This is a genomic window from Nocardia elegans NBRC 108235, assembly GCF_001612845.1.
GTDB classification, from domain to species: Bacteria; Actinomycetota; Actinomycetes; order Mycobacteriales; family Mycobacteriaceae; genus Nocardia; species Nocardia nova.
This window is the reverse complement of the sequence record NZ_BDBF01000012.1, coordinates 128,516-140,346: the sequence shown is the minus strand read 5'-3', so window position 1 is coordinate 140,346 and position 11,831 is coordinate 128,516. Positions and strand designations below refer to the sequence as shown.

11 protein-coding genes are annotated in these 11,831 nt (G+C 69.9%); 9 read left to right on the top strand and 2 right to left on the bottom strand.

The window, feature by feature from the left end:
• The first annotated feature begins 5 nt into the window (after positions 1-5).
• The 7 genes from NE2_RS10565 (at position 6) to NE2_RS34895 (ending at position 8,116) form a co-directional block, all read left to right on the top strand.
• Positions 6-1,001, top strand: coding sequence for a helix-turn-helix transcriptional regulator (locus NE2_RS10565; protein ID WP_084493948.1), 996 nt, complete (start codon positions 6-8; stop codon positions 999-1,001).
• 40 nt (positions 1,002-1,041) lie between these two features.
• A complete protein-coding gene (locus NE2_RS10560; protein WP_030518118.1) occupies positions 1,042-2,046 on the top strand; it encodes a helix-turn-helix transcriptional regulator in 1,005 nt (334 codons plus the stop codon).
• The gene (locus tag NE2_RS10555; RefSeq protein ID WP_063025753.1) at positions 2,043-3,086 is read left to right on the top strand and encodes a 2-dehydropantoate 2-reductase; all 1,044 of its coding nucleotides are present in this window, start codon (positions 2,043-2,045) and stop codon (positions 3,084-3,086) included. Before NE2_RS10560 ends, NE2_RS10555 begins: the two co-directional genes overlap by 4 nt.
• A gap of 100 nt (positions 3,087-3,186) precedes the next feature.
• Complete coding sequence (tatA, locus tag NE2_RS10550; protein WP_062997181.1) at positions 3,187-3,477, top strand: Sec-independent protein translocase subunit TatA; 291 nt, start codon at positions 3,187-3,189, stop codon at positions 3,475-3,477.
• Positions 3,478-3,588: 111 nt separating this feature from the next.
• Positions 3,589-4,578 (top strand): twin-arginine translocase subunit TatC, encoded by a 990-nt coding sequence (gene tatC / locus NE2_RS10545; protein WP_063025795.1) that lies wholly within the window; start codon positions 3,589-3,591, stop codon positions 4,576-4,578.
• Positions 4,575-7,271, top strand: a complete 2,697-nt coding sequence (locus tag NE2_RS10540) for a DEAD/DEAH box helicase (protein ID WP_063025796.1) — start codon at positions 4,575-4,577, stop codon at positions 7,269-7,271. The genes tatC and NE2_RS10540 overlap by 4 nt, the downstream gene beginning before the upstream one ends.
• A 104-nt stretch (positions 7,272-7,375) precedes the next feature.
• Positions 7,376-8,116, top strand: coding sequence for a DUF4333 domain-containing protein (locus NE2_RS34895; RefSeq protein ID WP_063025752.1), 741 nt, complete (start codon positions 7,376-7,378; stop codon positions 8,114-8,116).
• 126 nt (positions 8,117-8,242) lie between these two features.
• Here the strand turns inward: NE2_RS34895 and NE2_RS10530 are convergent, their stop codons facing one another.
• Entirely contained in the window at positions 8,243-9,208 is a 966-nt protein-coding gene (locus NE2_RS10530; protein WP_063025751.1) for a 5'-3' exonuclease, read from the bottom strand.
• A gap of 102 nt (positions 9,209-9,310) precedes the next feature.
• On the opposite strand from NE2_RS10530, the gene NE2_RS10525 reads away from it, so the two are divergent.
• A complete protein-coding gene (locus tag NE2_RS10525) occupies positions 9,311-10,438 on the top strand; it encodes a M24 family metallopeptidase (RefSeq protein WP_063025750.1) in 1,128 nt (375 codons plus the stop codon).
• Between the two features lie 139 nt (positions 10,439-10,577).
• Here NE2_RS10525 and NE2_RS10520 read toward each other — a convergent pair whose 3' ends face one another.
• Positions 10,578-10,988, bottom strand: coding sequence for a TIGR03618 family F420-dependent PPOX class oxidoreductase (locus tag NE2_RS10520; RefSeq protein WP_063025749.1), 411 nt, complete (start codon positions 10,986-10,988; stop codon positions 10,578-10,580).
• Between the two features lie 43 nt (positions 10,989-11,031).
• Here NE2_RS10520 and dprE2 point away from each other — a divergent pair, with 43 nt between their 5' ends.
• Positions 11,032-11,787, top strand: coding sequence for a decaprenylphospho-beta-D-erythro-pentofuranosid-2-ulose 2-reductase (dprE2, locus tag NE2_RS10515; RefSeq protein WP_174553926.1), 756 nt, complete (start codon positions 11,032-11,034; stop codon positions 11,785-11,787).
• Positions 11,788-11,831: the final 44 nt, after the last annotated feature.

Below are 11,831 nucleotides of genomic sequence, written 5' to 3'. Positions count from 1 at the left end.
GTCGGGTGGCGATTTCCAAGGTCGAGCGGCTGATGAATCTGGTGATCGCGCTGCTGTCGACCCGGCAGTTCCTGACCGCGGAGCGCATTCGCGACAGCGTTGCCGGCTACGAGGAGTCGGCCAGCGACGAGGCGTTCAGCCGGATGTTCGAGCGCGACAAGAACGAACTGCGGGATCTGGGGATCCCGCTCGAGGTCGGCCCGGTGGGCCGGTTCTCCGGGCAGGAGGGCTATCGCATCAATCGCGATGCCTACGAACTGCCCGATATCGATCTGACCAGCGCGGAAGCGGCGGCGGTCGCGGTGGCGGTGCAGTTGTGGGAGTCCCCGGAGTTGGCCAGTGCCGCGGAGAGCGCCGTGCTCAAGTTGCGGGCCGCCGGCGTGCACGTCGACGCGGACGCGGCCTCGGCGTCGGTGCCCGCGGTACCGGCGCGCACTCGCGGGTCGGAGGCCGCGCTGGGCAAACTGCTGGCGGCCATCGATGCGGGGCGGGCGGTGCGATTCGAGCATCGGGTCACCCACAACGCGCCCTACACCACGCGCGATGTGGAGCCGTGGGGTGTGGTGACCCGGCACGGGCGATGGTATCTGGTCGGCCACGACCGCGACCGGGATGCGGTGCGAACCTTCCGGCTGTCGCGGATCGGGGTGGAGGTGGAGGTGTACGGGCCCGAGAATGCGGTGCACAAACCGGCGGATGTGGATCTGCGCCGGATCGTGGCGCAGGTGACGGGTGCGGCGCCGGTGAGCGGATCGGCGACGGTGTGGGTGGCGCAGGGCCGCGGCCAGGAGATCCGCCGGCTGGGGGTGGTGATCGCCGAGGAGACGGTCGCCGGGCGCCCGGGTTCGGTGGTGGAGGTGCCGGTGCGGTCGCGGGACTGGCTGGCGCGGCTGATCACCGGTCTCGGCCCGGATGCGCTGGTACTGGCCCCGGAGGATCTGCGGGCCGATGTGATCGCGCGGCTGCGGTCGGTACTGGAACGGACGGAGGTGTCGGCATGAGACGCGCGAGCGTCGCGACGGCCCGGGCGGGGGTGCGGCGATGAGCAGCAGATTGTCGACGCGGCTGTCCCGGCTGCTGAATATGGTCCCGTACTTCCTCGCGAATCCGGGGATCAGTGCGCCCGAGGCGGCCGCGGAACTCGGTGTCAGCACCAAACAGCTGATGAGCGACCTCAATCAGCTCTGGATGTGCGGACTGCCCGGCTACGGTCCCGGTGATCTGATCGATCTGTCGTTCTCCGAGGAGAGCATCGAGGTCACCTTCTCCGCCGGTATCGAGCGGCCGCTGCGGCTGACCTCGATCGAGGCGACGGCGCTGCTGGTGGCCCTGCGGTCGATCGCGGATCTGCCGGGCATGGTCGATCCCACGGCCGCCCGGTCGGCCACCGCCAAGATCGAATCCGCCATCTCCGGCGAGGCGGGGCATCGCAGCGAACCCGACACCGCGGAACCGGCCGAGGCGCCGGCGGTGACCACCGTGCGGTCCGCGCTGGCCGACGGGCGCGCGCTGCGGCTGGTGTACTACTCGGCGAGCCGGGATGTGGTGTCCGAACGCGTCGTCGATCCGATCCGAATCGTGCTGGTGGACAACAACTCCTACCTACAGGCCTGGTGCCGGCAGGCCGAGGGGGTACGGCTGTTTCGGTTCGACCGGATCGAGGAGGCCACCGAACTCGAGGAGGCGGCGAACCCGCCCAGTCACGCCACCGAGGAGTCCGCGGGTCTCGACCTGTTCTCCGACGATCCGGCAGTTGCGTTGGCGCGCTTGCGGATTCGTGCCGACTACGGGTGGGTGCTGGACCAGTATCCGATGCATCCGGTGGTGGTGCACCCCGACGGCAGCGTCGAGGCCACCATGCGGTTCGCCACGCTCGGCTGGATCGCGCGACTGCTGCTCGGCTTCGGTTCGGGTGTCACCGTGCTGGGACCGCCCGAGCTGGTGAGCGCGGTGCGGGAACGTTCGGCCGCGGCGCTGGCCGCCTACGACCACGTCGGCGATCTCGGATACGACCGCAACATGGTCGAGGAGGTCGGGCCCGCGTGACGTTCCGGGTGACGGTGCTCGGCGCCGGAAGCATCGGTCTGTTCGTCGGTGGCAAGCTCGCCGCCGCCGGTGCCGAGGTGAGTTTCGTCGGCCGCCCGCGGCTGCTGGACGAGATCGGCACCCACGGATTGCGGCTGACCGATCTGGACGGCGGCGACGACCGCGTCGCGGCGAGCGGTTTCCGCACCGAGACCGAACCGGACAGCGCGGCCACCGCCGATCTGGTGCTGGTCACCGTGAAATCGGCGCAGACCGCCCAGGCGGCGGCGCAGCTGCGCGATCGGGTGCGCGCGGACACGGCGGTGATCAGCCTGCAGAACGGCATCGGCAACGATGCGGCGATCCGGGAGGTGCTGCCCGCGGCGGTGGTCTCGGCGGGCATGGTGATGTTCAACGTCGTCCACAGCGGCCCCGGCCATTTCCATCGCGGGACCGACGGCACCGTGGCGGTGTCCGACGATCCGGCGCTGTCTCGATTCGCGCCGCTGTTCGAGCGGGCCGGGTTGCCCCTGGACCGCCATTCCGATCTGCGCCCGGTGCAATGGGCCAAGCTGTTGCTCAACCTCAACAACGCGATCAACGCGCTGTCGGGCCGGCCGCTGCGCGAGGAACTGGCCACCCGCGACTACCGGCGCTGCCTGGCGCTGGCCCAGAATGAGGCACTCGCGGTGATGCGGCGGGCCCGGATCCGTCCCGCGCGGTTGACCGTCCTGCCGCCGCGCGTGATGGCCCGCCTGCTGACCGTTCCCGATGCCGTCTTCGAGCGGGTGGCCGGACGGGTGCTCGCGGTGGACCCGATGGCGCGCTCGTCGATGGCCGACGATCTGGCCCTGGGCCGGCGCACCGAAATAGATTGGCTCTGTGGGGAGATCGTCGAGCTGGGCCGGATGGTGGCCGTGCCTACCCCGGTGAACGCGCGGCTGGTCGCCTTGATCCGGACCGCCGAGAGCGGCGACGAACGACGCTGGACCGGCCCGGACCTGCTCGCGGAGCTGCGCTGGGCCGCGACCGCGGCGGCACCGGGACCGGTATCGCGCTGAACCCGCGCCGGTATCCGGCCGTTCCACGGGTGACGACGCGCGCAGTCGTCGGATCGGGGTCCGGTAGCATCGGACATACCACAGTCTTGGGAGGTTTTCGATGGGTTCATTGAGCCCGACGCACTGGCTCATCATTGCGTTGGTGATCCTGCTGCTGTTCGGCGCCAAGCGGCTGCCCGACGCCGCCCGGGGTCTCGGACGGTCCTTGCGCATCTTCAAGAGCGAGATGAGCGAGATGCATTCCGAGGGCTCGGCGAACGCGGGTTCTGCGAATACGGGGTCGGCGAACGCGTCCGGCACCGCGCAGCAGTCGGCGCCCGCGGCGGAACTGCCGCCTGCCCAGCCGGTGAATCCGGCCCCGCAGGCCGACAAGGATCGTCACACGGCCTGATCCGGTCCGTCCCGAGGCCGTCACCCCGGCAACGCCCGCGGGGTGGCGGTGCGATGGCGGTTGGGCGTTTCATCCGGATCCGGCCAGGTGATCAGCGAGGCAGTCACATCCATGCGCATTCCGTTCGACCCCCGCCGTAGCCGGCGCAGGACGAATCCCGACGGCACCATGTCGTTGGTCGAACATCTGCAAGAGTTGCGTTCGCGACTGTTGAAGTCGTTGCTGGCGGTGGCGCTGACCACAATCCTCGGATTCCTCTGGTACTCGCACTCCTTCCTGGGTATCGAGAGCCTGGGTGATCTGCTGCGCGGCCCGTACTGTTCGCTGCCGCCGGAACATCGTGCGCAACTGACCACCGACGGCGCCTGCCGGCTGCTGGCCACCGCACCGTTCGAACAGTTCATGCTGCGGTTCAAGGTCGCCTTCACCGCGGGTGTGGTGATGGCCTGCCCGATCTGGCTGTACCAGCTGTGGGCGTTCGTCACGCCCGGCCTCTACGCCAAGGAGCGCAAGTACGCGATCAGCTTCGTCGCCTCCGGCGTGGTGCTGTTCGTCACCGGCGCGGTGCTCGCGTACTGGGTGGTGGCGCACGCGCTGAGCTTCCTGATGGGAATCGGCAGCAATGTGCAGATCACCGCGCTGAGCGGTAGTCAGTACTTCGGATTCATCATCAAGCTGCTGATCATCTTCGGCGTCAGCTTCGAGACACCGCTGCTGATCATCGGGCTGAACATGGTGGGCGTGCTGACCTACGAGCGGCTCAAGAAGTGGCGCCGCGGCATGATCTTCGGGCTGTTCGTCTTCGCCGCGATCGTCACCCCGCAGGATCCCTTCTCGATGCTGGCGCTGGCCGCCGCGCTCACGGTGTTGTTCGAGGTGGCCGTGCAGATCGCGCGGCTCAACGACCGACGCCGCGCGCGCCGGGGCGACAACTGGGGCGCGCTGTCCGACGACGAGGCCTCCCCGCTGGTCGGACCCGACGACCTGGACGGGGTGAGCCCGGTGGAGCCGGCCCGTCCTGTGACGGCGAGCGGACCGGTCTCGGCCGAGCCCGCGCCGAAAACTCCGCGCCCGGTGTCGGACTACTCCGATACCCTCTGAGCGTGGGACAACCGTCGCTGACTGGCGAACTCGCGGCATTCGCCGCCGACCTGAAATTCTCCCTGGACCCGTTCCAACAGCAGGCCTGCGTGGCGCTGGAGAACGGGCACAGTGTGCTGGTGTGCGCGCCGACCGGCGCCGGTAAGACCGTCGTCGGGGAATTCGCCGTGCACCTGGCCCGCGCGGCCGGTGGCAAGTGCTTCTACACCACTCCGATCAAGGCGCTGTCGAATCAGAAGTACGCCGATCTGGTGGATCGCTACGGCCGCGACGCGGTCGGACTGCTGACCGGTGACCAGTCGATCAATCCGGACGCCCCGGTCGTGGTCATGACCACCGAAGTGCTGCGCAACATGCTCTACGCGGGTTCGGACGCGCTGCACGCGCTGTCGTTCGTCGTCATGGACGAGGTGCACTATCTGGCCGACCGCTTCCGCGGCGCGGTGTGGGAGGAGGTCATCCTGCATCTGCCGCCGGAGGTGCGGCTGGTGAGCCTGTCGGCGACGGTCAGCAACGCCGAGGAGTTCGGCGCGTGGATGGAGACCGTGCGGGGCGATACCGCGGTCATCGTCGACGAGACGCGGCCGGTGCCGCTGTGGCAGCACGTCATGGTCGGGCGGCGGCTGTTCGATCTGTTCGATACGAAGTCCAGCGATCAGAAAATTCTCGTCGACGAGGATCTGGTTCGCTACATCAAACATCGCGAGGCCGCCGACCGAATGAACGGCTGGTCCGGTCCGCGCCACCGCGGCGGTCCGCGCCGGGACTTCCGGCCGCTGCCGCGCCCGGAGATGCTCGCCCGCCTCGACGAGGAAGGGCTGTTGCCGGCGATCACATTCATCTTCAGCCGGGCCGGCTGCGACGGCGCCCTCGCCCAGTGCCTGCGCTCGCGCCTGGATCTGAGCCGTCCCGAGGAGGCGGCGGAGATCGAGGCGGTGATCGAACGCCATACCGGCGATCTGCCGCGCGCCGACCTCGATGTGCTCGGCTACTGGGAATGGCGGGAGGCGCTCTTCCGCGGGCTGGCCGCCCATCACGCCGGCATGCTGCCCGCCTTCCGGCATACCGTGGAGGAACTGTTCGTCCGCGGGTTGGTACGGGCCGTATTCGCCACGGAGACACTGGCTCTCGGCATCAATATGCCGGCACGCACGGTGGTGCTGGAACGGCTGGTGAAGTTCAACGGCGAAACCCATGCCGAGCTGACTCCCGGCGAGTACACGCAGCTGACCGGCCGAGCCGGGCGGCGCGGCATCGACATCGAGGGTCACGCGGTGGTGATGTGGCACCCCGATGTCGACACCAGCGCCGTCGCGGGCCTGGCCTCGACCCGCACCTATCCGCTGCGCAGCTCCTTCCGGCCCGGTTACAACATGTCGATCAACCTGATCGACCGGATGGGCGCCGCGCAGTCGCGAGAGCTGCTGGAGCGCTCGTTCGCGCAGTTTCAGGCCGACCGCTCGGTGGTGGGCCTGGTCCGCGGTATCGAGCGCAACGAGGCGCAGGTGCGCAAGCTGCGCTCGCAGATCGGCGACGACGGATTCCTCGAATATCTGTCGCTGCGGGAGCGGATCAAACAGCGTGAACGCGAACTGGAACGCCAGGGCCGCGCCGACCGGCGCGGGGCGGCGGTCGAGTCGCTGACCTCGCTGCGGCGCGGTGACGTGGTAGCCATTCCGACCGGGCGCCGCCAGGGTCTCGCGGTGATCCTGGAACCGGACGCGAGTCCGGGCGATCCACGGCCGCTGGTGCTGACCGCCGACACCTGGGCCGGCCGCGTCTCGGCCGCCGACTTCCCGACCCCCGCTCAGCCGTTGGGCCGGATGCGGCTGCCCCGCCACGTCGACCACCGCACCGCGCGGGCGCGCCGCGATCTGGCCTCGGCGTTGCGCAGCACCGGAATCGCCGTACCCGGGCGGGGCCGGCGCGGTGGTCGTGCCCGCGCGGCCGACGACCGGGAACTGGCGACATTGCGGCGGGCGCTGCGGGCTCATCCCGCCCACTCCCGGCCCGACCGAGAGCAGCTGGCCCGGCTGGGGGAGCGCTACAACCGGCTCGAGCGCGAGACCGAGTCGATGCGCCAGAAGGTCGCTGCGACAACGAATTCGCTCGCGCGCACCTTCGATCGGATCGTCGCGCTCCTGAGTGAGCGTGGCTATGTCGACGGCGGGGAGGTCACCGCCGACGGCCGGCGGCTCGCCCGGATCTACACCGAGGCGGATCTCGTTGTGGCCGAATGCCTTCGGCAGGGGCTCTGGCGCGGGCTCGGTGCCGCCGAGCTCGCGGGCGTGGTGTCGGTGCTGGTCTTCGAGTCGCGGCAGGAGGGCGGCTACCTCGGGCCGTCCGGGCCGACCGAGCCGGTGCGGCGCGCGGTCGGCGCTACCATCGGCGTGTGGAGCCAGCTGCGCACCGACGAGGCCAAGCACAAACTGCCGCCGACCCGGGAACCGGATCTGGGCTTCGTCACCGGCATCTACAAATGGGCCCGCGGCGACGGATTGGCCGAATCGTTGCTGGCCAGTGGTGATCAGGGCAGTGCGTTGTCGGCGGGCGACTTCGTGCGCTGGTGCCGGCAGGTGATCGATCTGCTCGACCAGATCCACCAGACCGCCGACGACACCGAAATCGCCGCCACCGCCGCCAAGTCGGTGCGTGCCATCCGGCGTGGCGTTGTGGCGGTGGACGCCGCGTAGCGTGCCGGGCTGTGATTGGATGACTACCGGTACCGACCGTGGTGAGGGCCTGATCACCTCACGCGGGGGGATGTGAGACGACGAGTGCGAGTGGAGGCAGGCACATGAGCGGCCCGTACGGACCGAACGAGACCCCTGGCCCAGGGGAGGGCCACAGCAGCGATCCGACCCAGCAGTGGTCGGGGCAGCCGCAGCCCGGCCAGTCCGGACCGCCGCCGCAGTGGGGTGGCCAGCAGCCGCAGCAGCCCCAGTGGGCCCAACCCGCACCGTCGCAGCAGCAGTGGGCCCCGCAACAGCAGCAGCCGCAGCAGCCGCAGCAGCCGCAGTGGGGTGGCCAGAGCCAGCCGTCCTGGCCCCAGCAGCAACCGGCCCAGGCGCAGCCGTGGGAGCCGACCCAGCAGCAGTGGGGACAGCCGCCGCAGCCGTCGCAGCAGCAGTGGGCGCAGCAGCCCACTCAGCAGGGATGGGCGCAGCAGCCCGACCAGTCGCAGCAGTGGGGGATGCAGGAACCGCAGCTGAGCACCACGCCCGCCAAGAAGTCGAAGAAGGGCCTGCTCTTCGGCGGTATCGGCGTACTGGTCGTGGTGGTCGTCGCCGTGGTCCTCGCCTTCGTCTTCCTCGGCAGCGACAAACTGGACAACAAGGCCGTGCAGGACGGTGTGCAGAAGGTTCTCAAGGATTCCTACGGCATCGACGACGTCCAGAACGTCAGCTGCCCCTCGGGGCAGAAGGTCGAGGTCGGTGGCACCTTCGACTGCACCCTGAAGGTCGGGGGCGAGCAGAAGAAGGTCACGGTCAAGATCACCAAGGACGACGGAACCTACGAGGTCGGCCGCCCCAACTGAGCGGCGCGAGCGTGAGACCGACCGACGGCCGTGCGAATGCCATCGTGTTCGACGGCCGCCGGGCCTTCACTGTCACGAGAGCTGGTGACCGTCAATGCTTTTCGCGACGGTGACGAACAGCGGGCGTCAGGCTTTCGCCGCGAGGGCGGCGGTCAGTCGCTTGACGGGGCTTTCGGCGTTGTAGGCGGTGGCGAGCGCGCGCAGGCCGTCCGGGTCGGCCGGTTCGGCGGGGAGTAGGTCGGGGCCGGACAGTTCGACCTCGGCATCGCGGACGACCCGCACCACGGGCGCTGCCGCTTTCAGATAGTCTTCGGCCGCAGCGAGTTTCGCGCGCACGCCGCGCGCCAGATCGGAGGCGGGGTCGGCGACGGCGGCCACGAGCGCTTCGAGCGAGCCGTACCGCGAGATCAGTGTGGCGGCGGATTTGTCGCCGATCCCCGCGACGCCGGGCAGGCCGTCGGACGCATCGCCGCGCAGGGTCGCCATATCGGCATAGGCAGGACCCGCATTCTCTTGCGGCACACCGTATTTCGCGGCCACCTCGGCAGGGCCCCAGAGCTCGGCCTTGGCCAGCCCGCGGCCCACGTAGAAGACGTGGACGGGTGGTGCGTCGGCGCGCACCACCTGCAGCAGATCGCGGTCACCGCTGACCACGATCACCTCGTTGTCGCGTTCGCGGGTGGCGAGGGTGCCGATCACGTCGTCGGCCTCCAGGCCGGCCGCACCGGCGGTCGCGATTCCGGCCGCCTCCAGCACCTCGGCGATCATGTCGACCTGTGGAGTGAGGGTGTCGGGCACCTCCTCGGCGCCGGGCTGGGCGTCGGCGCCGGTGTCGAGCCGGTGGGCCTTGTAGGAGGGCACGAGCTCGACGCGGAAGGCCGGGCGCCAATCGAGGTCGAGGCACACCACCAGGCGGCCCGGATTGTGCCGGGTGATCAGCGCGGCGACCATATCGGTGAAACCGCGCAGTGCGTTCACCGGCCGGCCGTCGGGCGCGGTGATCTTCTCCGGGATGGCGTAGAACGCCCGGAACCACAGGCTGGCGCCGTCGAGCAGCAGCAGTGGCCGGTCACTCGCACTGGAGGTGAGCATGGCGCAGACGCTACCGGGCCGCACCGACAATCGGGCCACGACCCGGTCGCGAACGTCGTGATAGCCCGACCGCGTCCGGCGTGGCGGGTAACGTCGTATCGCATGAGCGCGCATACGGAGTCACGATTCGGTGCCGAGATCTACGGCAAGCGGCTGGAACGGGCGGCGGAGCTGACCCGCGCGGCGCATCTGGACGCGCTGCTGATCACGCCCGGACCGGATCTGCGATATCTGCTGGGGTCGGCCGCGCAATCCTTCGAGCGGCTCACCTGTCTGGTCGTCCCGGCCAGCGGTGAAACCCCGTCGGTGGTGGTGCCGAAGCTGGAGCTGGCCGCGCTGGACGGCTCGGCCGCCGGTGAGCTCGGATTGCACATGGCGTCGTGGGTGGACGGCGTGGACCCGTACGGGGTCGTGAAATCGACGCTGAACGCGGGCGCGCGAGTCGCGGTCGACGATGCCATGCCCGCCCTGCATCTGCTTCCGATCGCGGATGCGCTGACGGCACTGCCGGTGTCGGCGACCCCGATCATCCGCGAGTTGCGGATGATCAAGGATGCCGCCGAGATCGACGCTCTGCGCCGCGCGGGTGCGGCCATCGACCGGGTCCATGCCCGGATGGGTGAGTGGTTGCAGCCGGGCCGCACCGAGGCCGAGGTCGCCGCCGACATCACCGCCGCGATCGTCGAGGAGGGACACGACCGCGCCGATTTCGTCATCGTCGGCAGCGGACCCAATGGCGCCAACCCGCACCACAGCCATTCCGACCGGATCATCGAAGCAGGTGACGTGGTGGTCATCGATATCGGCGGGCCCGTCGAGCCCGGATATTTCTCCGATTCCACCCGCACCTACGTCCTGGGCGAGCCCGATCCGGAGATCGCCGAACGCTACGCCGCACTCGAACGTGCGCAGGCCGCCGCCGTGGCCGCGGTGCGACCGGGCGTCACCGCCGAATCCGTCGACGCCGCGGCGCGAAACCTGTTGTCCGAGGCGGGTTTCGGCGAGGCGTTCATTCACCGCACCGGCCACGGCATCGGGCTGTCGGTGCACGAGGAGCCCTACATCGTGGCGGGCAACGAGACCGTGCTGCGGCAGGGGATGGCGTTCAGCATCGAGCCGGGCATCTACTTCGGCGGCGAATGGGGCGCCCGGATCGAGGACATCGTGCTGGTCACCGAAGACGGCGGCGAATCGGTGAACCGGCGCCCGCACAGTTTGACCGTGCTGTAAGGCCTGCCGGCTCGGGTCGCGGCGGACGTGCCGGAAGCGATGGACGCCGTCGGACGATAGATCCGGCACGGTCCGCGGAGACCGGCATGGTGCGGCGGCCTCGCGTGTGACCGTGCCCCGTGCGGCTGACCGGCGTCGCTCAGCCGCGCAATGTGCTGCTCGACAACACTCGCGCGACACGCACAGCGATGACCACGCGCTGCGGGTTCTCCCGCGGGGTGCGGTATCGCTCGGCGTAGCGAGCTTCGGCCTCGGCGACCCGATCGCGTTCGGTCCAGACCTCGGCCGGGCCCTCGAGGGTGAGCCAGCGCGGGCCGTCGACCTGGCTCAGCGCGGCGTATCCGCGCCGGTCCGCGTTGCGCGCCTTGGTGCTGGGACCACTGGTGATCACCCGGGCGATGCCGGCCTCGGGATCCCAGGTGAAGCCGACCGCGACCACGTGCGGTGTACCGTCCGCACGCAGCGTGGTGAGCGTGGCCAGATGCCGTTCGGTCACGAATTCCAGCGCGCTGGGAGACAGGTCGATGCGTGCGGCCGCGGTACTCGTCATGGCTGCGACGCTAGCAACCGGCGCCGATGGCAGACTATGCGCCATGGGTGTGCGTGAGGTCGACGACGGGGTGATCGTGCTGTTCGGCGGGCGCAGCGAGATGGGACTCGAGGTCGTCCGCAGGATCTGCGCGGACCGCGAGGTTGTGCTCGCGGCGCGCCGCAGCGATCGGCTGAACGAGGAGACCGCGATGCTGCGCGCGGCGGGTGCCCGGGCGGTCCATCCGGTCGAGTTCGACGCCGACGACCTGTCCGGCCATCAGCCGCTGCTGGAGAAACTGGCCGCCGACCACGGCCGGATCGGGGTGGCGATCCTGGCGTTCGGGATATTGGGCGATCAGGCCCGCGCCGAACAGGATCCGGCCGCCGCCGTCGCGGTACTGCATACCGACTTCGTCGCGCAGGTGAGCCTGCTGACCGTGCTGGCGAATCTGCTGCGCGCCCAGGGCGGCGGCCAGCTGGTGGTGTTCAGTTCGATCGCGGGGGCGCGGGTGCGGCGCGCCAACTACGTTTACGGCTCGAGTAAGGCGGGACTGGACGGATTCGCCTCCGGACTGTCGGATGCATTGCACGGCAGCGGAGTCCATGTGTTGCTGGTGCGTCCCGGTTTCGTCATCGGCCGGATGACCGCGGGGATGAGCCCGGCGCCGCTGTCGAGTACGCCCGATCAGGTGGCGGAAGCGGCAGTCGCCGCTCTACGCCGCCGCGCCACCAGCGTCTGGGTACCGCGAGCGTTGGGACCCGCCGCTGCCGTAGCCCGATTGGTGCCTCGGGCCGTCTGGCGCCGGATGCCCCGGTGATGCGCGCGCCCACACCGTCTGCCCGGCAGAGCCGCTGCGCCGAA